Annotated in this window: 20 protein-coding genes and 2 pseudogenes; 16 read left to right on the top strand and 6 right to left on the bottom strand. The window is 62.6% G+C overall.

Annotation, left to right across the window (positions count from 1 at the left end):
* The first annotated feature begins 185 nt into the window (after window positions 1–185).
* A complete protein-coding gene (locus BW978_RS23555; RefSeq protein WP_175616879.1) occupies window positions 186–323 on the top strand; it encodes a hypothetical protein in 138 nt (45 codons plus the stop codon).
* A 61-nt stretch (window positions 324–384) separates the two neighbouring features.
* Here BW978_RS23555 and BW978_RS12170 read toward each other — a convergent pair whose 3' ends face one another.
* Window positions 385–1149 carry an SOS response-associated peptidase gene (locus BW978_RS12170; RefSeq protein ID WP_076395452.1) on the bottom strand — a complete coding sequence of 255 codons (765 nt, stop codon included), beginning with the start codon at window positions 1147–1149 and terminating at the stop codon, window positions 385–387.
* Window positions 1150–1283: 134 nt separating this feature from the next.
* Between BW978_RS12170 and BW978_RS12165 the strand changes: the two genes are divergently transcribed.
* The 9 genes from BW978_RS12165 to BW978_RS12125 all read left to right on the top strand — a co-directional run bounded on the left by BW978_RS12165 (window position 1284) and on the right by BW978_RS12125 (window position 7252).
* Window positions 1284–1709 carry an NUDIX hydrolase gene (locus tag BW978_RS12165; RefSeq protein ID WP_076395450.1) on the top strand — a complete coding sequence of 142 codons (426 nt, stop codon included), beginning with the start codon at window positions 1284–1286 and terminating at the stop codon, window positions 1707–1709.
* Window positions 1706–2128 carry a TIGR02301 family protein gene (locus BW978_RS12160; protein ID WP_076395448.1) on the top strand — a complete coding sequence of 141 codons (423 nt, stop codon included), beginning with the start codon at window positions 1706–1708 and terminating at the stop codon, window positions 2126–2128. Before BW978_RS12165 ends, BW978_RS12160 begins: the two co-directional genes overlap by 4 nt.
* A 94-nt stretch (window positions 2129–2222) precedes the next feature.
* The gene (locus BW978_RS12155) at window positions 2223–2480 is read left to right on the top strand and encodes a hypothetical protein (RefSeq protein ID WP_054150473.1); all 258 of its coding nucleotides are present in this window, start codon (window positions 2223–2225) and stop codon (window positions 2478–2480) included.
* A 23-nt stretch (window positions 2481–2503) separates the two neighbouring features.
* Entirely contained in the window at window positions 2504–3238 is a 735-nt protein-coding gene (locus BW978_RS12150; protein ID WP_348529164.1) for a hypothetical protein, read from the top strand.
* A gap of 106 nt (window positions 3239–3344) precedes the next feature.
* On the top strand, window positions 3345–4178 hold the full coding sequence (locus tag BW978_RS12145) for a CAF17-like 4Fe-4S cluster assembly/insertion protein YgfZ (RefSeq protein WP_076395444.1): 834 nt from the start codon (window positions 3345–3347) through the stop codon (window positions 4176–4178).
* 1 nt (window position 4179) lies between these two features.
* On the top strand, window positions 4180–4812 hold the full coding sequence (locus BW978_RS12140) for an HD domain-containing protein (RefSeq protein WP_076395442.1): 633 nt from the start codon (window positions 4180–4182) through the stop codon (window positions 4810–4812).
* Complete coding sequence (locus tag BW978_RS12135; RefSeq protein ID WP_076395440.1) at window positions 4809–5345, top strand: tyrosine phosphatase family protein; 537 nt, start codon at window positions 4809–4811, stop codon at window positions 5343–5345. The genes BW978_RS12140 and BW978_RS12135 overlap by 4 nt, the downstream gene beginning before the upstream one ends.
* Window positions 5342–6301, top strand: a complete 960-nt coding sequence (locus BW978_RS12130; protein ID WP_139330503.1) for an NUDIX hydrolase — start codon at window positions 5342–5344, stop codon at window positions 6299–6301. The genes BW978_RS12135 and BW978_RS12130 overlap by 4 nt, the downstream gene beginning before the upstream one ends.
* 60 nt (window positions 6302–6361) lie before the next feature.
* Window positions 6362–7252 carry a mechanosensitive ion channel family protein gene (locus BW978_RS12125; protein ID WP_076395438.1) on the top strand — a complete coding sequence of 297 codons (891 nt, stop codon included), beginning with the start codon at window positions 6362–6364 and terminating at the stop codon, window positions 7250–7252.
* A gap of 55 nt (window positions 7253–7307) precedes the next feature.
* Here BW978_RS12125 and BW978_RS23330 read toward each other — a convergent pair whose 3' ends face one another.
* From BW978_RS23330 to nadA, 4 genes are all read right to left on the bottom strand, one after another.
* On the bottom strand, window positions 7308–7652 hold the full coding sequence (locus BW978_RS23330) for a hypothetical protein (RefSeq protein ID WP_139330501.1): 345 nt from the start codon (window positions 7650–7652) through the stop codon (window positions 7308–7310).
* Window positions 7653–7890: 238 nt separating this feature from the next.
* Window positions 7891–8796 carry a carboxylating nicotinate-nucleotide diphosphorylase gene (gene nadC, locus BW978_RS12120; protein ID WP_076396500.1) on the bottom strand — a complete coding sequence of 302 codons (906 nt, stop codon included), beginning with the start codon at window positions 8794–8796 and terminating at the stop codon, window positions 7891–7893.
* A gap of 13 nt (window positions 8797–8809) precedes the next feature.
* Entirely contained in the window at window positions 8810–10402 is a 1593-nt protein-coding gene (locus tag BW978_RS12115; protein ID WP_076395436.1) for an L-aspartate oxidase, read from the bottom strand.
* A gap of 25 nt (window positions 10403–10427) precedes the next feature.
* Window positions 10428–11498 carry a quinolinate synthase NadA gene (gene nadA / locus BW978_RS12110; protein WP_076395434.1) on the bottom strand — a complete coding sequence of 357 codons (1071 nt, stop codon included), beginning with the start codon at window positions 11496–11498 and terminating at the stop codon, window positions 10428–10430.
* A gap of 233 nt (window positions 11499–11731) precedes the next feature.
* Between nadA and BW978_RS12105 the strand changes: the two genes are divergently transcribed.
* The 6 genes and pseudogenes from BW978_RS12105 to BW978_RS12075 form a co-directional block, all read left to right on the top strand.
* Window positions 11732–14494, top strand: coding sequence for a DUF2339 domain-containing protein (locus tag BW978_RS12105; RefSeq protein WP_076395432.1), 2763 nt, complete (start codon window positions 11732–11734; stop codon window positions 14492–14494).
* A gap of 67 nt (window positions 14495–14561) precedes the next feature.
* Window positions 14562–15215 carry an HD domain-containing protein gene (locus BW978_RS12100; RefSeq protein ID WP_244551952.1) on the top strand — a complete coding sequence of 218 codons (654 nt, stop codon included), beginning with the start codon at window positions 14562–14564 and terminating at the stop codon, window positions 15213–15215.
* Between the two features lie 9 nt (window positions 15216–15224).
* Window positions 15225–16070 carry an MOSC domain-containing protein gene (locus BW978_RS12095; RefSeq protein WP_076395428.1) on the top strand — a complete coding sequence of 282 codons (846 nt, stop codon included), beginning with the start codon at window positions 15225–15227 and terminating at the stop codon, window positions 16068–16070.
* A 328-nt stretch (window positions 16071–16398) separates the two neighbouring features.
* Window positions 16399–16686 (top strand): annotated as a pseudogene (locus BW978_RS12090) (GIY-YIG nuclease family protein); the annotation flags it as partial.
* Between the two features lie 189 nt (window positions 16687–16875).
* Window positions 16876–18096, top strand: a complete 1221-nt coding sequence (locus BW978_RS12085; RefSeq protein WP_076395426.1) for an MFS transporter — start codon at window positions 16876–16878, stop codon at window positions 18094–18096.
* A gap of 400 nt (window positions 18097–18496) precedes the next feature.
* A pseudogene (locus BW978_RS12075) lies at window positions 18497–18676 on the top strand (hypothetical protein); the annotation flags it as partial.
* Between the two features lie 2 nt (window positions 18677–18678).
* Here BW978_RS12075 and recO read toward each other — a convergent pair.
* Entirely contained in the window at window positions 18679–19452 is a 774-nt protein-coding gene (recO, locus tag BW978_RS12070) for a DNA repair protein RecO (RefSeq protein WP_076395420.1), read from the bottom strand.
* Between the last annotated feature and the right edge of the window lie 37 nt (window positions 19453–19489).

Raw genomic sequence — 19489 nt, 5'->3', positions numbered from 1 at the left:
TCGTTCAAGCTTGAAGTATTTTTGAGCCCCGCCAAGCCGAAAAGCTTGCGCGGGGCTCTCCTTATCTACTCTTTTTCTTCAAATTTGATTTGTGTCACAGCAACGGCCACGCTTTTGTCATGATCTCCGCAGAGAGAGCCGCAAACAAAAAACACCGGTCAGGAAACACTCCAAGGAACATGATGATGACGACTGAGAATCAAGCCGAGCAGCAGAAGCCGGCAAACGAGAATCTCGCCTCGAAGTACCGCCCCGTCGGCCTCAAGGCCGTTCTCGCCGCAGCTCTCATGCTGAAGCCCAAGGTGGCACCGAAGATCGCCTGAAGGCTTTCAGGAAGACCGCAATTCTGTGCATGGGAAGCTCGCTTCCCGTTCCGGGAATTGCCTAGAACAGGCTCATCTGCCCGTCGCCGGACTTGTCCGCGGTGGGCTTTTGTTTTTTCGGCTGGAGCGCAACTGGGGTCTGGAGTTCCGGACCGACATTGGCGACCTTGTTGACGAGGTCGGACACTGGGATCGCCTCGAAATAGTCCTCCGCTGCGGGCTGCAGAAGATCGGCCACATCGCGCGGCTCGCCATGGCGGCAATCGAGCCAGCGGCTGAAATCCTGCGGCTGGATTACCACAGGCATACGGTCATGAATCTCGCCGATGGCCTTGTTTGCCCCGACCGTCAGGATACAGCCCGTATCGAGCTCGGAGCCGTCCTTCGACATATAGGTTTCCATCAGCCCTCCGAAGCAGACGATCCCGCCGTTCCTCGGGCGGATCCAGTAGGCCTGCAGCTTTTCGCCGCTCTCCTTTGGCGGCCGGTGCCATTCGTAGAAGCCGGAGGCTGGAACCAGAATGCGACGGTGCCGCATCGCCGCGCGAAACGACGCCTTCTCGTTTGCCGTTTCGGAACGGGCATTGATCAGCAGCGTGAATTCCTTGGGGTCCTTGACCCAGGACGGGATGAGGCCCCAGCGCACCAGCACCGCCATGCGATCCGGCCTGTTCGAGCCTGGCTCGGCGGGCGGCGACGCCACGGCGACCAGGATCGGCTGCGTTGGCGCGATGTTGTAACGCGGCGGAAAGCCCTCAAGCTCCATCACGCCGAGGATCTCCGCCACTTCTTCCGGGCTGGCTGTCAGGGCAAAACGTCCACACATGCATGGTAGATGGCAGTCCAGTCCGGCAGGGTCAAGGCGTGACGCGATGCTTGCAGGGGGCGGCAAAGCCCGCGATAATCGGAGCATACTGCTTCGTCGCCGCGGCGCGATCTTTCGACCGGAGTTTCCAGTTCATGAGCATGCCACGCCTCGCCTCTTCCGCCATCGTCGAGCGGGCCGGGCGTTATCTCCTCGTCCGGCGCGGCAATCCGCCGGCGGCGGACCTCTTTGCCTTTCCCGGGGGGCGCGCCGAGCCAGGCGAGATGCCGGAAGAAACAGCGCTCAGGGAGCTGTTCGAAGAAACCGGGATCGTCGGGCGCGATCCGCGCCTGTTTGAGACGGTCGAGCTTCTGCCCGAGGTTGGCGTCGCGGGCAGCCATTTTCTGCTCTCTGTGTTCCAGGTGGAAGCCGACGCGACTGGCGAAGCGATAGCTAGAAGCGACGCGCTCGAGGCAGGATGGTTTCTTCCCGAGGAAGTGCTTGAGCTTCCCATCCCCGAAAGCGTGCGCGACTGCATCCTGCGCCTATCGTCAGCGACCCCGCGCGAGGGTGCAGCATGAGTAAAATCACAAAGCCCCTCCTGCTCACAGCGGTTCTTCTCGCAATCACCGGCCCGGTGGCCGCGCAGGGCAGCAATGAGGCTATCGTTCCGCCCGTGGCAGACACCGAGAAGCCGACGCCCTATGATGACCGCCTCACGCGGCTTTCGGAGATCATCGGAGCCGTTCACTACCTGCGCAATCTGTGCAAGGCGGATGGAGAACCGGAATGGCGGCAGTCGTTGCAGGGACTGCTGGACGCCGAGACCCGCACCGAGCCGAAGCGCCGTGCACGGATGACGGCTGCCTACAACCGAGGCTACCGTTCTTTCGCCTCCGTCTATACCTCTTGCACGCCGGCCGCAGTTCGTGCAGAGCAGAATTACCGTATCGAAGGGGCAACACTTGCCACAGAAATTACCGCACGTTTCGGAAATTAACGATTAATTCACCTCTTTTGGTCTGCCCCCGTGTCGTTTTGGCAAAAGGCTGATAGGGTCGTTAAGGACTGAGTAAGTGCTTCGAGGAATGCCCATGGAACCGCGCCGCAACGAAATCGACGAGATGATCGTTCACGAGAAGATGCAGGCTGCGCTGGAATACCAGAACGAAGCCTGGGCCGACGGCATGGCCGATGGGATCGAGCCCGAGATCATCGCCGAGGCGTCCTTTGCGCTCGCGATGCGCGAGACCATCCGCATTCATGGCGAACATGGCGCCGAGGCTGTTCTCGACGCGCTCAAGGCCCGGCTGCTCGCCGGCGAATTCTCGCCCGAACGCCAGCTTCAGTAAGACAGCAATCGAGGGACACAATGATGATCTCGTCGCGGGTCAGGCTCCTCCGCTTGACGAGCGCGCTGACGCTCATGCTTGCCTCCACGGTGATGGCTTTCCCTGCCTTCGCCCTCTCCGACATCAAGGATATCACGCCGCCTGCCGCCGAATCGTCAGAGCCGCCGTCGAACGAGGAACCTGATGTCATCGAGGATTCGATCCCGGTAATCCCCGATCCGGATCCGCTGATCCGTTCGCCTGAGCCGGAAGAGGCCGGCGATGTCGAAAACATCGAGCCCGCCGGTCCGCCGGCCGAAGTCATCTATGACATCGAGAAAGCGCCGGAACCCGTGCGACGGATGCGCGAGCTGATCATTGAGGCCGCAAAGACCGGCGACATCTCAAAGCTGAAGCCGCTGATGAACCCCGGCCCGGACCAGACTGTGGTGCCGCTTCAAGCGCCGGACCAGGACCCGATCGAGGCGCTGAAGGCGATCTCCGGCGATAGCGACGGCGTCGAGATCCTGGCGATCCTGCTCGACATTTTCTCCACCGGATTCGTGCAGCTCGACAAGGGCACGGCGGACGAGGCCTATGTCTGGCCCTATTTCGTCGGAAAATCGCTTGGCCTGCTGACACCGCAGGAGAAGGTGGAACTGCTGCGCATCGTGACCGCCGGTGACGTCGCCGAGATGCAGGAATACGGCAATTACAACTTCTTCCGCATCGGCATCACACCCGACGGCCGCTGGAAGTTCCTCTCCGTCGGCGACTGACCACGATCCAGTTTGTGGGTCAATCTGTGGGCTGTGATCGGAACTGCTTGTCGTCTAGACTGGCAGCGCCTAACTCAGTCGGCATCAAAACAGCCCGGTGGACCCCATGCCCTCAGCCTTCCTGCCCGATCGCGCCTTTGTCCGAATAACGGGTGCGGATGCCGAGCACTTTCTGCAGAATTTGATTACCACCGATCTCGGGGCACTTGCGGTCGATGAGTTGCGTCCGGGGGCGCTTCTGACGCCACAGGGCAAGATCTTCTATGATTTCCTGATCTCCCGCAGCGATGACGGCTTCCTGATCGATATCCGCGCCGATCAGCTGGAAGCCTTCGTCAAGCGCATGACGATGTACAAGCTGCGCGCTGCCGTGGCGATCGAGACGCTGCCGGAAACGGGTGCGACGGTCATCTGGGGCGAGGCCAGCGGCGGCGCCGCCGACCATCGATTCGCGCTCGCCGGAACCGAGGTTCGCCGCCAACCTGGCCGGATCGATGGTGCTGGCGACCGGGGCGCTTACGATGCGCTTCGCATTCTCCACGGCGTGCCGGAATCGGGGCAGGACTACGCTCTTCAGGATGCCTTTCCTCACGATATCCTCTTCGACAAGTCGGGCGGCGTCTCCTTCCGCAAGGGGTGTTATGTCGGTCAGGAAGTGGTGTCGCGCATGCAGCATCGCTCGACCGCACGGCGCCGCGTGGTAATCGTCTCTAGCGAAGCGCCGCTTCCAGCGTCCGGCTCGGAGATCACCATCGGCGGCAAGACGATCGGCGCGCTCGGCACGGTCGCAGGCGAGCGCGCGCTTGCGATTGTCCGCATCGACAAGGCCGGCGAAGCCATGGCGGCCGGCGAGCCCATCCTTGCCGGTGACGTGCCGGTATCGGTTGCCCTTCCCGGCTGGACGGGACTGACGTTCCCCACAGCGGCCGAGGAGACCTGACATGGGTTCGGCTGCCGCTCTGCCCTCCGCCCGCGCCTGGCAACGCATGCTCTCCGGTCGGCGTCTCGACCTGCTCGACCCCTCGCCGCTCGATGTCGAAATCACCGATATCGCCCATGGGCTTGCCCGCGTCGCACGTTGGAACGGGCAAACCTCCGGCGATCATGCCTTCTCCGTCGCCCAGCACAGCCTGATCGTCGAGGACATCTTCCGCCGCTCCAATCCCAAGGCCACGGCCGACGAGTTGATGGTGGCGCTGCTGCATGACGGGCCGGAATATGTCATCGGCGACATGATCTCTCCGTTCAAGGCCGTCGTCGGTGGCGGCTACAAGGTCGTGGAAAAGCGACTGGAGGCGGCCATTCATTTGCGCTTCGGCCTGCCCGCCCATCCGAAAGCGGCATTGAAGGACCTGATCAAGAAGGCCGACATGATCTCTGCCTATTTCGAGGCAACCGTGCTTGCCGGCTTCGCCGAGGCGGAAGCCCGCAAGCTGTTCGGCCAGCCCAAGGGCTTCACCCGCGACACGATCCTGATCGAACCGCTGCCCGCCTATCAGGCACAGGCAAAATTCCTCGAACGCTTCGAGGAGATCGAGGCGGACAGGCAGTCAACGACCTGGGCCAGCGCATGAGCGTCATCGTCGTTTCACCGCTCGCCCGAATTGCCGAGATGGCTGTGCGTCACAAGGCGCGGGAAATGATCAGCCTGCTCGCTGCCAATCAGGATTTTCACCGGCCGGCGGTCATCCAGGCCGAGCGGCATTTGAAGCTTTCGATGAACGACATCAGCTTTGCCGGAACCGGCGATCTGATCGCGCCGCAGGAGGCACATGTCGCCGAGATCATCGGCTTTGCAAAGGCCTGGGATCAGGCTCAGCCGCTTGTCGTCCACTGCTGGATGGGCGTTTCGCGATCTCCGGCGGCTGCGATGATCGCAAGCCTTGCGGTTGCTCCCGACGATGACGACGACGCGCTGGCGAAGCGTTTGCGCGATGCCTCGCCCTTTGCAACGCCGAACATGCGGCTGGTGGAAATTGGCGACGAGATGCTCGGTCGCGGCGGACGCTTCGCGAAGGCGGTGAAGGCGCTCGGGCGGGGCGCCGATGCCGACGGCAACACGCCATTCGTCTTGCCGCTTCCCGCGCGTGAACCTGTCAAGTCATGATGGCACCGGCGGAGATCGAGATCGGGCTCAATGCCGCGATCGTCGCCATCAACGCCCGCACCCCACGCCTGCTCGTGGTCGGAGAGGACGGCAACGCACTCGATGCGCTGCCCTTCGGACCCTTCGATCCAAACCGGCACCGGACGATGGAGATGTCGCTTCGGCATACCGTCGAGGCGCAAACGGCACTCGAACTGGGTTACATCGAGCAGCTCTATACCTTCGGGGATCGCGGCCGCCACAAGATGCCCGGCGACCAGGGACCCCATGTCGTCTCCGTCGGCTATCTCGCGCTAACGAGGCTCGACACCGACGGCGATGCACGGCTCGAACTGTCCGGGGCCCGGTGGCGTGACTGGTACGGATATCTTCCCTGGGAGGACTGGCGGCAGGGCCGCCCGGCTCTGTTGGACCGTGTCATCCTGCCGGCGCTGATTGCATGGGCAGAAGAGACGTCGGCCGCCTCGCGCCGCTCACGGCTGCGACTCGCTTTTGGTCTCGATGACTTCCCCTTCGACGAAGAACATGTGCTTGAGCGCTACGAGCTTCTCTACGAGGCAGGGCTGGTCGAGGAAGCCGTACAGGACGGGCGGGTCGAGCGATGCCGCACAGGCGTCACCCTGGGGCGGCCGATGCGCCATGACCACCGGCGCATTGCAGCGACGGCACTTGCCCGGTTGCGCAGCAAGATCAAGTATCGGCCCGTCATCTTCGAACTGATGCCGCCGGAGTTTACCCTTACCGAGCTGCAAGGTACGGTCGAGGCGATTGCCGGGCACCACGTGCACAAGCAGAATTTCCGGCGCCTGGTCGAAGGCGCCGAACTGGTCGAAGCGACGGGGTCGACACAGGCCGCCACAGGTGGCCGACCGGCGGCACTCTTCCGCTTCCGTCGCCAGGTGCTTGAAGAGCGGCCGGCTCCGGGCCTCAAGGTCGGAGGCCGGACCAGCGGTTGACCTCGCCTCCCCCTGCCCCATCTAGGCCTTGGACACCAATAGCCCAAGGAGCAGAACGGCATGGATTTGGACACGAACGAAGCGATCCTCGCGACACAAGCAGCACTGGCACAGGCAAGCCAGCTTGCCGTCCAGTATTCCTTCTCTATCGTCGGAGCGCTTCTTCTCCTCTGCATCGGCTGGTGGCTTGCGGCCCTTCTCAGCCGCTGGACCCATGCCGGTCTCATGCGTGTGCGCGGCATCGACGAGACGCTGGCGCGCTTCTTTGCCAATGTCGTACGCTACGGCGCCCTCATTCTCGTCTTCGTCACCGTGCTCGGCCAGTTCGGCGTTCAGACCGCCTCGATCATCGCAGCGCTCGGTGCAGCGGGCCTCGCGATCGGTCTGGCGTTGCAGGGCACGCTGCAGAACATTGCCGCCGGCATCATGCTTTTGGTGCTGCGCCCGTTTCGCGTCGGCGAATACATCGACACGGGCTCAATATCTGGGACCATCGTGGAGATCGGACTGTTCGCCACGGAGCTGAAGACGCCTGATGGCCTGTACCGGCTCGCTCCCAATTCGACGCTGTGGAATGTGCCGATCACCAATTTCAGCCGCCTTCCAACCCGCCGTTTCGAACTGAAGGTGGGCATCGATTACAATGACGACATCGATCTGGCCGAAAAGATCCTGCGCGATCACGCGGAGGCCGATGCACGGGTGCTGAAGGATCCGGCAATCTCCACCCATGTCGACCAGCTGGGCGACAGCGCGGTGGTCATTACGCTGTGGTACTGGACGGCGGCTTCCAACTTCTGGCCGACCTCACGCGAGATGATCAAGAAGGTGAAGAAGTCCTTCGACGAGAACGGGATTTCCATCCCGTTCCCGCAGGTGACCTATCACGGCTCGCCGCAAATGGTCGCCCTACCCGAACGCTTCGTCGACGCTCGGGCGAAGGAAGCCTGAGCTTCACCTGCCGCCACAGGTGCAACCCAGGTTTTGAAATGAGAGGCAGCGGGGGTCAGCTTTCGCTCTGCTGCCCTGCAGTCTTTTCGAGGTGCCTGTCGATGATGCGCTGCATTTCGGCGAGCACTTCCAGCACGCTGACATTGTCGTCCTCGGTCATGCACGCAGTGGTCTCGGCTTCACGGTCCGCCTGCACCTGTTCCGAGCCGGACGCGGACTTTTGCGTCGTAAGCGTTGACCGCACAGCTGAAATGTCGTCGCAAGCAGATGTCGTGTCGGAGTGACGTTCGTCACAAGCGATTGCGAGATCATTTTTAGTAAAAGATGCAGGTATCGAAGCATCATGGCGGGCATCCCTGCCCTGGGGTGCACTGTCCGGCTTCAAAAGTGTCGTCGTCATACTTGCCCCTTACACAGTCGTCGTTCCGTCTGCATTACCCCGATGCGATACAAACTGTATGCATGACAAAGGGCTAGGGGATTCGGTTTTGCCGGTCAAAAACCAGGAATCACGGGTAATAACTAGCGAAGCAAATGCTGATATACCAGCAAGGCCTTGGCACACATGGGTTTTCCGATGCGCGCCGGATGCCCGTGCATGTTGCACCGCAAAACAATCCGCAAACTTTGTCGTGAGTTCAGCGGAGCGAGATGTCGAGGCCGATGTCGAGTGTCGGGGCTGCCATGGTGATCTTCGAGGTCGAGATATAGTCGACACCCGTCTCGCCGATCGCGCGAATTGTCTGCAGGTTGACGTTCCCCGAGGCTTCGAGGACGACACGCCGGACATCCGAGGCGTAGTCGGCAGGGCTCAGGCCATGATGCTCGCGATTGACCGTCACAGCCTCTCGCAACAGATCCGGCCCCATATTGTCGAGCAGGATCACATCCGGCCGTGCGCCAAGCGCTTCGCGCATCTGGTCCAGACCATCAACCTCAACCTCGATCTTCACGAGGTGGCCGGCATAGGCGCGCGCGGCATGGATCGCGGAGGCGACGCCACCGGCGACAGCAATGTGGTTGTCCTTGATCAGGATCGCATCGTCGAGGCCGAAGCGGTGGTTCGATCCGCCACCCAGCCGCACTGCGTACTTCTCCACAGCCCTTAGCCCCGGCAGTGTCTTGCGCGTGCAGGTCACCCGCGCCTTGGTATGGGAGATCTCGGCTGCAAAGCGTGCCGTGTAGCTGGCCACCCCCGAGAGATGCATGAGGAAGTTCAGCGCGACGCGCTCGGCCGACAGGACCGACCGGGCATTGCCGGACACGCGGGCGATCGCCTGCCCCGGCGCTACCGTGTCACCATCGGCAACGAAGGCTTCGAAGCGCAAGGACGGGTCGATCAGACGAAATGCCGAGTCGGCCAGGGGCAGTCCGGCGACGACGCCGTCTTCGCGACTGTTCAGATCGGCGACCGCCGTCTTCTCCGGCCCGATCGTCGCATAGGTAGTGATATCCCCGGCACGGCCCAGATCTTCGAGGAGTGCGTTGCGGACGAGGTCCTCGATCATCAGGGGCGAAAGCTGCGGGCGAAGGCTCGTGGTCATCAGCGTGGTCTCCTCAGCCGGCCAGTTCGGCGGCAATGCGGTCGGCATCTTTCAGCGTCAGATAGGTGCGGTGGCGCAGCGCTTCCTGTGGATTGGGATGGTCGGCGCGCATATGGGCGCCGCGGCTTTCCTGGCGCAGATAGGCGCCAACGGCAATCAGCTTGGCGGTCGCCGTGATGTTGGAGAAGCGCACGCGCGGGCGCTTTCGCTCCAAGTGCACCAGTTCACGGATCAGCACCTTCAGCCCCGCCTCGTCTCTGATGACGCCCACATGGCGGCTCATCAGACCGCGCAGTTCCTTGAGCTCGGGACTGTCCTCGACCGTGACGAGGTCGTCGTTTTCGCCGGCGCTCGTGCCCCATTCATAAAGGGCCGATTCCGGCAGCATGCCCTTGATCGAGTCGGCGATTCGCCCGGCAAAGACGACGGCTTCGAGAAGCGAATTGGAGGCGAGACGGTTGGCGCCATGCACGCCACTGGAGGTCACCTCTCCCGCTGCCCAGAGGCCATCCAGCGAGGTGCGGCCATCGGCATCCACGAGCACGCCACCCATGTGGTAATGCACGGCCGGGACCACCGGAATGGGCTGGCTCACCGGATCGATGCCGGCGGCGATGCAGGACGAGTAGACGGTCGGAAAGCGTTTGGCAAAATCCTTGCCGATCGCCTGAGTGCAATCGAGAAAGGCGCCTCGGCCGGCCGCCACCTCGGCAAAGACGCCGCGGGCCACGATGTCACGCGGTGCAAGCTCCGCATCCGCATGCAGATCGGCCATGAAACGGTGGCCGGCCGCATTAACGAGCACAGCGCCATCGCCGCGCAGGGCTTCGGTCGCTAGCGGCGCCGGGTCCTGGCCGATATCGATGGCCGTCGGGTGGAACTGGACAAATTCCGGATCGGCGATCATGGCGCCAGCCTTCGCCGCCATGCCGACGCCCGTGCCGCGCGCTTCGGCCGGGTTGGTGGTCACAGAATAGAGATGACCGACACCACCGGAGCAGAGCACCACCGCACGCGCCGGAAAGGCGACGCGCGTCTTGGACTGGCCGGCATCAGGCCTTGCGATGACGCCGGAGACGAAGCGGCCTTCGGCAATCAGTTCCTCGACCACATAACCTTCCATCACGCGGATCGACGGCGTGCGGCGAACGGCCGAGATCAGCGCCTCCATGATCGCGCCACCCGCCCTGTCACCGGCCACGCGGACGATGCGTCGCTCGGAATGGGCTGCTTCCCGGGATAGAAGAAGATGGCCTTCCAGATCGCGGTCGAAGGGCACGCCATAGGCAAGCAGGTCATGCACGCGGTCCGGCCCCTCCGAGATCATCAGCCGCGCCATCTTCTCCTCGACCAGACCGGCACCGGCTGAGACCGTATCGGCGAGATGCTTGTCGAAACTGTCGCCGGGGCTCATGGCCGCTGCGATACCGCCTTGCGCCCAGGCCGAGGACGCGCCCTGTCCGATTGGGGCAGCGGCCAGCACCGTGACGGGACGCGGTGCGAGTTTCAGCGCGCAGAAAAGGCCGGCGAGACCGCCACCGACGATGACGATGTCGTCGATGCCCTGCCAGGATTGCGGCCGCATGGATTCAAGATTGGTCGCCATTCAGCCCTCCCCGGCCGGCCGGTATTCAATTCTTCAGATTGATCATCCGCTCGACCGCAAGCCTTGCGCGGCCGGCAATCGCCGGATCAACCGTCACTTCCTCGGTCATGAAAAGCAGGCTGTCGAGGATCTTCGGCAGGGTGATGCGCTTCATGTGCGGACAGAGGTTGCAGGGTTTGACGAAGTCGACTTCGGGCACCTCGACCTGAATGTTCGAGGCCATCGAGCATTCGGTGACCAGGAGAACACGGGCGGGGCGCTTTGTCTTGACATAGTCGATCATGCCCTTGGTCGAGCCGGCATAGTCCGAGACGGCCAGCACGCTCGGGTGGCATTCCGGATGGGCGACGATCTCGATGCGCGGATCGGCCTTCTTGTATTCCAGGAGTTCGTCGGCCGTGAAGCGCTCATGCACCTCGCAGTGGCCCTTCCAGGTGAGGATCTTCTTGCTCGTCTGGTTGGCGACATTCATCGCCAGATATTCGTCGGGGATGCAGAGCACGGTGTCGCTGTCGAAGCTGTTGACCACGTCGACGGCATTGGCCGAGGTGCAGCAGATGTCCGTCTCGGCCTTCACGTCGGCGGAGGTGTTCACATAGGTGACGACGGGCACGCCGGGATAGCGCTCACGCAGCAGGCGGACATCGGCACCGGTGATCGATTCGGACAGCGAGCAACCGGCGCGGCCGTCGGGGATCAGCACCGTCTTCTGCGGGTTGAGCAGCTTGGAGGTCTCGGCCATAAAATGCACGCCGCACTGGACGATGATCTCGGCATCGACGCTGACGGCATCGCGGGCGAGTTGTAGCGAATCGCCCTTGATGTCGGCGACGCAGTGGAAGATCTCCGGCGTCTGGTAGTTGTGCGCCAGGATGACCGCGCCACGTTCCTTTTTCAGCCGGTTGATCGCATGGATGTAAGGCGCAAAAATTGGCCACTCGATCGCAGGGATGAAATCGCGGACACGCTCATAGAGGTGCTCGGTCTCCCTGGCTAAGGCGGGCGTATAGGTGAGATCCGGGCGTTCCCAGACGCCGAAACGTTCGGCTGCCGTGCGGGACGTGCGGGTCGTTTGCACCGGGTGCTGCGCTTCCATGGCCATCTCCTCCATTATTTATGCTCAATCTGAGCATAATAAGCGCCAAAGAAAACCGGCGATCGCCGGTAGTGCGGATGTAGAAAGTTTCGCCCTCGATTGCAAGGGAGGTTTTAACCCTGTCTTCGCGCGCCGTGAGATCGGCAATGACCGTCGCGTGATGAGAAGCGCTTTCCCCGATCGATAAAACCGTTAGTTTGGCGGCTCCTTGAGACAAGGCTCTGCGAGGCCAAATGTTTGAACTGTTGCCGCTGATCCTGATCGGCGTTCTCTTTGTCATCAACCGGGGTGCCGCCAAGCGTATCGACCGCCTCGAGAAGGAACTCGGAGAGGTCCGCGAGCGGCTGCTCATGGTGAGCGGAGCGACAGCAACGCCTTCTGCCATGCCCGCGGGCCAGGAAGAGCCGGTTGAGACTGTCCTTCGGGAAACGTCCGCAGAGACCTTGGTTGCGGAGGAGGCACCGCTCGATGGAGCGCCGTATCAAAGCGCACCAGCCTCGTTGCCGGAAGAAAACGCTGCCGCCCTCACCACGGCGGCCAGCAGCAGAGCCACCGCCGCACCCGCCGAAAGCCTGGAGAATCTGCTCGGCGCGCGCTGGGCCGTCTGGGCCGGCGGACTGGCTCTGGCGCTCGGCGGTGTCTTCCTCGTCCGTTATTCGATCGAAAGCGGCCTTCTCGGCCCTGGCGTGCGACTGACGCTTGCCGCCCTGTTCGGCCTCCTCCTGATCGCCGCCGGCGAACTGGTCCGCCGCAAAGCACTGCCGAAGGCCGAAGCCCTCTATGCCAATGCCATGGTGCCCGGCATCCTGACGGCAGCGGGCGCAGTCTCGCTGTTCGGGGCGATCTATGCCGCCCACGGCATCTATGAATTCATCGGCCCCACGCTCGCCTTCCTGCTCCTCGGGCTGACTGCCTTCGGTGTGCTCGGCCTTTCGCTGCTGCATGGCCAGGCTCTGGCCGGGCTCGGGCTTGTCGGCTCGATGCTGACGCCGCTTCTGATCTCGACCACGGCGCCGAGTTTGTGGACCCTTTTTATCTACCTGACGGTCGCCCAGGTTGCGACGTCGCTCGCTTCGCGGCTTAAAGGCTGGCTGATCGTGCCGGCGATTGCCCAGGTGCTTCTCGGGCTATGGGCGCTCGTGGCCCTCATCGATTCGGCTGACATGACCCCAATCGCTCTCTCCCTGATCGCCATGATCGCGGCGTGGATGCTGATCTGGCCCGGCACGACGAATGACCACGGCGAAGAACACGGAGCGCCATTTTCCCTGGAAGCACTCGGCCGGCGCATGGCGTCCGGTCCGCTCGGCCTGGACATCACGCTGTCGCTCGCTGTCGTCCTGCCGGCGCTCGTGCTGGTCGATCGCGGGCCGACGGACCAGTTTCCGCTCTTTGCCTTCGCCGCTTTGATCGCGGCGCTCGCGGCGGCCGGCAGCGCCCGGAGTGGTGCCTTCTGGCCGACCGCGATCGCTGGCGTTGCCGCCCTGCTGGGCGCCGTGGTGAAGACTGGGCTGCTTGCCCAAGCCCAGGTCGCACTGCTGGGCTTTGGCTGGGACGAGGACGCCATATTCAGCCTCGGCGGCCCCGTGATCTTCATCTTCCTTGGCCTTGCCGCGGTATTCGTACTGCTCGGGCTCGCTCACATCCGGCGCCGCTTTGAAGCCGATCCACTGTTCTCGACCATATGGGCCGCGATTGCAGCCGTGCTTCCTGTGCTGCTCGCCACGATCAGCTTCGTCTTCTACGGTGTCTACGCTCGCGACTGGACGCATGGTCTCTTCGCCATCGGTCTTGGTGCCGTGTTGCTCGCGGCTTGCGAATTCCTCGATCGCAGAGGCGCGCTTCCCGGCTTCCGGCGCGGCATCGACACACTGCTCGCCGGCAGTTTCGCTACCTTCGCGCTGGCGCTGCATACCCTGACTGACGGCATTGTCACGACCATCCTGCTCGCCCTTCTCGGCTTTGCCTATCTGATGGCGACCCGCATGCGGGCCTGGAGCGGTCTGCCCTGGATGATGGTCATCGCACTGGTCGGCGTGCTCTTCCGCATCGCCTGGGATCCGACGCTGGTTGGTCCTGATGACCTGTCGCGCACGCCGCTCTTCAACCAATTGCTTCCCGGCTATGGCATTCCCGCGCTGCTGGCCCTGCTCTCGGCCTTCGAGATGCGGAACTGGCCAGGTCTCAGGGTTCGCAACGCGCTTCAGGGCCTGGCCAGCCTTCTCGGCCTTCTCGCCATCGCCATCCTGGTGCGCCACGCGATGACTGGTGGTGTGCTCGATGCGTCCGCTCCGACGCTCGGTGAACAGTCGATCTATACATTGCTGGTGGTCGGTCTCTCCGGCATCCTGATGACGCTCGATCTCAAGTCGCCAAGCCCCGTCTTCCGCTACGGCTCGATGGTAGCAGGCGGCCTTGCCATCGCGCAGACCGTCAGCTTGCATCTCGGCGCGCTTAATCCCTATTTCACCGGCGAGAGCACCGGCTCCTGGCCGCTGATCAACCTGCTGCTGATCGGCTATCTGCTACCTGGCCTCGCCTATGCGGGTCTCGCCTTCTACGCCCGCGACAAGCGCCCCCTTCCCTATGTCATTCTGTTGGCGCTTTCCGGCGCCGTGCTCGGTTTTGCCTGGGTAACGTTGAGCGTCAGGCGCTTCTGGCAGGGCGAGTTCATTGCCTACTGGAAGGGTTTCGAGCAGGCGGAGACCTACAGCTATTCGGTGGCCTGGCTGGCAATCGGCGTCGGGCTTTTAGCGCTCGGTTCGCGCTTCGATGCGAGAAGCCTGCGCATCGCGTCTGCCGTCATCGTGATGCTGACGGTCGCCAAGGTCTTCCTGATCGACATGGCCAATCTCGAAGGCGTGCTGCGTGCTCTGTCCTTCATCGGCCTCGGCTTCGTGCTGATCGGCATCGGCCTCTTCTATCAGAGGATCCTGAGCGGCAAGTCCGGCCGATCACCAGCCGTGGACGAGGACGAGGCGCCGACGGGGATCTGATCAAGGGCAGTTGAACAGTGGGCGCTCGCAAGGCTAGATGCGGCCAGCCGAAACGGGGAACCAACGTTTGACCGCCCTTCTCACCGCCTCTGACTTCGCCCCCCACGATGCGCTCGCCGCCGATCTCCTCGATCACGCGACAGAGGGCGACGACGGCTCGCACGACCTTGCCCATATCCACCGCGTCTTCAAGAATGCGTTGAAGATCCAGGCCGGCGAAGGTGGCGATCCGCAAATCCTCGCGGCTGCCGTCCTGCTGCATGACTGCGTCGCGGTCGAGAAGAGCTCGCCGCTCCGGTCGCAGGCCTCGCGGCTGGCAGCAGAAAAGGCTAGCGGCATCTTGGATGGGCTCGGCTGGCCTGAGCAGAAGATTGCGGCGGTCGCCCATGCGATCCTGACCCACAGCTTTTCCGCCAACATCCCTCCGGAGACACTCGAAGCAAAGATGTTGCAGGATGCCGACCGGCTCGATGCGATCGGCATGGTCGGCGTCGCCCGCTGCTTCTACATCGCCGGCCGCATGGGTTCCGGCCTCTATCACCCGGGTGATCCCGGCGCCGAGCATCGCCCGCTCGACGACCGGTCCTATGCAATCGACCACTTTCCGGCCAAGCTGCTCAAACTTTCCGACGGTTTCCAGACCGAAACGGGTTCCAAGCTGGCAAAAGAACGGCACGAACGGCTCACACTTTTCCTCTCCCTTTTCCGCGACGAAATCTGAAGGTGCGGCATGCAGATCACTGATCTCTTCATCTATCCGTTCAAAAGCGCACGCGGCATTGCGCTACCCCAGGCGCGGATCGATGCCATGGGCCTGGGTGGTGACCGGCGGATGATGCTGGTCGATCCCTCCGGCCACTTCATCACCCAGCGGGAACTGCCGGAGCTCGCCCGCCTCACAGCGCTGCCGGCGGCCGCCTATCTGACGCTTCGGCTGGATGATGGGCGCGAGATGATGGTCGCGCCACCGCAGCCGGACCATCGCATGGATGTCGCGATCTGGCGCTCGATCGTCAGCGCCGCCGTCGCCCATGACAGCATCAACGACAAGCTGTCCGAGTGGTTCGGCCGGCCGGTCAAGCTCGTCTTCATCGATGGCGATAGCCGCCGCGAGGCGAGCGCGGAATGGGCCGGCGAGAATTCGCCCATGGGCTTTGCCGACGGCTACCAGATCCTGGTCACGACGACGGGTTCGCTGCGCGCCCTGAACGAAGACATGGCGCGGCATGGCGAAGGTGAAGTTGGTATGGATCGGTTCCGCCCCAACATCGTCGTCGATTGTGACGATCCCTGGGCCGAGGACGCCTGGACCGGCCTAGAGATCGGCGGCATCCGCTTCGATTTCGTCAAACCCTGCCCACGCTGCATCATGACCACCCAGGACCAGCAGACCGGATCGCGCGAGGGCGCCAACCCGATGCCGGCCATGGGCCGCATCCGCATGTCTGCCGACCGCCGCGTGCCGGGCGTGCTGTTTGGCTGGAATGCGGTGCCGCGGGGAGAGGGTCTGGTGCGGGTCGGGGACGAGGTCAAGGTGCTGGGCAGTCGCGAGGGTTGGGCGATCAAGCAGCGGTGAGATTGGGTTGGGAGTCCACCCGCCCTCGTCCTTCGAGGGTCGCTCCGCTCCCACCTCAGGATGAGAGCTGATCGTTTTGCGCCTCGTTGGCCTAAGTTTTTTCTGAGTGCTGATGACATTCGAGGTGTTACGGTACCCAGTGGCGCCCCTCATCCTGAGGTGCCCTTGCTTTAGCAAGGGCCTCGAAGGATCCTGCACAAATCTGCAACCGCCTCGCCATAAACTCGCACATAAAGACATCGGACTACGGAAGAACCCCATAGATTGCGGAGTTGTGCAGAAGGCAAAGTCGCGCGACCATGAATCCTGGCTTTTGGAGGTCACGCAGATGGAGGTCACCGTCTACATCCTTCGCTGCAGCGATGGCTCCTACTACACAGGACTGACGAAACAGAACATCGAGGCGCGGCTCTGGGAGCACAATGCGGGCACCTATGATGGCTACACAGCCAAACGCCGGCCAGTGGAACTGGTGTTTACCGAAAGCTATGATCGCATCATCGACGCCATCGGCCGCGAGCGACAGATCAAGGGATGGAACCGGCAAAAGAAGGAGGCGCTGATCGCCTATGCCTACGAGGTCCTTCCTAATTTGTCGCATCGGGGGCCGGTCAAGCGTTTGAGTAGCCACCCCACCCGCCCTCGTCCTGAGGTGCCCCTGCGCAGCAGGGGCCTCGAAGGATCCCGCCGTCAAATCCCCCCACCATCTAACATCCATCAAATCCCCTGATGGCCAGTTCATCAAAAGGCGTTTCTGCTCATCGATCGACTGCACTAGTGTGTGATTGACAGAGGAGAATCCGCGATGAACACGATCAGCCGTCCCGCCATGCCCTGGCTCATTATTCTCGCGGGATCGCTGATTGCGGTGATGACCTTCGGGCCACGTTCGGCGATGGGCTTCTTCCAGTTGCCGATGCTCGCTGACCGGGGCTGGGACCGCTCCACCTTCGGGCTTGCCATGGCATTCCAGAACCTGTTCTGGGGCTTGAGCCAGCCGTTCTTCGGGGCGCTCGCCGACAAATACGGTACGGGTCGCGTGCTCGTCATGTCGGGTGTGCTCTATGCCGCAGGCCTCGTAATGATGGCCAATGCCTCGGCACCCATCTGGCTGCATATGGGCGGTGGCGTGCTCATCGGGCTTGCGATCGGCGCCGGCTCTTTCAGCGTTATCCTTTCGGCCTTTGCCCGCAACGTGACGCCGGAACAGCGGTCGATGGCGTTCGGCATCGGGACGGCGGCCGGTTCTGCCGGCATGTTCCTGTTCGCGCCCTTGAGCCAGGGTTTCATCTCGGCCTTCGGCTGGTCGGACAGTCTCGTCATCATCGCTGTCATGATGCTGGTCGTGCCGCTGCTTGCCTTTCCGTTGCGCGGCAATGCGCAGTCGGGCACGCAGTCCGGCAACCAGTATCAGCAGACGATCGCCGAGGCGCTCAAAGAGGCTTTTGCGCACAAGAGCTATCTTCTGCTGACGACCGGCTTCTTCGTCTGCGGTTTCCAGGTGGCCTTCATCACCGCGCACTTCCCCGCCTATCTCGGCGATATCGGCATCGAGGCGAGCTATGCGGTGATCGCGATGGCGCTGATAGGCTTCTTCAACATCATCGGCTCACTCGCCGCCGGCTGGATCGGGCAGCGCTATTCCAAGCCCTACTTCCTCGCCTTCATCTATATTGGTCGTTCGATCACGGTGACGCTCTTCCTGCTCCTACCGCAGACGCCATTCTCGGTCGTTGTATTTGCCGCTGTGATGGGCCTGTTGTGGCTCTCCACCGTGCCGCCGACCAACGGGCTTGTGGCCATCATGTTCGGCACGCGCCATCTCGGCCTGCTCGGCGGCTTGGTCTTCCTTTCCCACCAGATCGGGTCCTTCCTCGGCGTGTGGATGGGCGGCTATCTCTACGACCTGTTCGGAACCTATGACCAGGTCTGGTGGTTGGGTGTAGCGCTCGGGATCTTCGCGGCCGTGGTGCATTGGCCGATCAGCGAGAAAGCGGTCGAGCGGCCTGCCATCGGCATAGCGTGATTTTGCCAAAAGTGAGATCATATTTCGGCATTTCACCTATGCCGGATCAAATTTCCCATGTTTTTGCCCGGTGAGAGCTGTCACAGAAAATTATTTTATTTTTCTCAGCTCCCCCGTTGACGGATTCCGACCCAAGACCTACCTTCTGCGAGCTGGTTCGGATCCTGACGACGAACCATGAACGGCCTCGCTATTGGAGGCCGCAGCCAAAGAAGGAGGTCAGCGAAATGCAAGTTGTATTTCTTGATGTCATCCGATCCTGGCCAACGACCCTGCGCCTCGTGATGGTGAAACGCCATTACGCCTGCTCCTGTCGAATGTGACGCAGCACAAAGCCTGACATCCACAAACGACTATTGAAACAGCGCCGTGCCAGCGTGCACGAGCGAGGACATTCGTTATGAAGAAGCAAGTTATCGAATATGCCGGAATCCCGGTTGGCATCACCATACCCGACGGCGACAGGGTCAAGTTCATCGCCGTCAAGTATCCGGTCATCGACCTCGACGGCGGTAGCTATCGCAACATCAGCGAACTACAGGCCGCCATTCACGATCACATGGCGAAATCGGCGCCGGAAGATCAGGCCGTATTCCTGGGCGCTGCCAATGCGCCGGGCGCTTCCAGCGAACGCAAGGTTTTCAACGCCGCCTGACAGAACCCCTCGCGTGCCGCGCCGGGCTCCAGCCCCCGCGGCCCGTAGACATGCCGATCCAGAAAATAGGATGTCAGCCGGAAGGCGGCAGCGAGGCTGTCCGGATCAGCCGCCCGGTTCGTGCCGGGGGTTAGGAAATCCGGCAGCGCCAGCATCTTGTCCGCCCAGGGCGCGCCCGCCTCGCGGCTGACCGCCCTGCCCGACTTCGGCGAGACATAAGCCAGATCATAGTGCGTGCCCGTCGCGGCACATTCGCTCAGATCCAGCCCGAAGCCGAGATCATTCAGCAGCCCAAGCTCGAAGCGGACAAAGAGTTCGCCTGCCGTCGCAGGATCTTCCAGATGATCGAGAATGACATCCAGTGCCTGGAAGAGATGCGGATGGGGATCACGCTCCGGCAAAAGCCGCAGCAGGGCCGCGAGCGCCTGCACACCGTAGACGGCGGTTGCAGTTTCCATCAGCCGACCCGCACGGAGCATCACAGGTTCTATGCGAAACTCGCCCAGATGCTCGTCGAGCCGGGCACGCCAGGTGACTTCCAGACGATTGCCAGGCTGCAGAACCGGCTGCATCGTGCGCGAGCGCCCGGAGCGCACCATGCCCAGATGCCGGCCGCGGCTGGCCGTCATCACCTCGGCGATGACGCTTGTTTCGCCATGCCGCCGCACCCCGAGAAGGATTGCCTCGTCTGTCCATTGCATGATCAGGTTTTACCGCAGAGGTCGGGCAAGCGCGAGG

The organism is Rhizobium sp. RU33A, assembly GCF_900156055.1.
Lineage (GTDB): Bacteria > Pseudomonadota > Alphaproteobacteria > Rhizobiales > Rhizobiaceae > Allorhizobium.
Note: the sequence above shows the minus strand (reverse complement) of the source record. Positions and strands in the feature narration are given on the sequence as shown.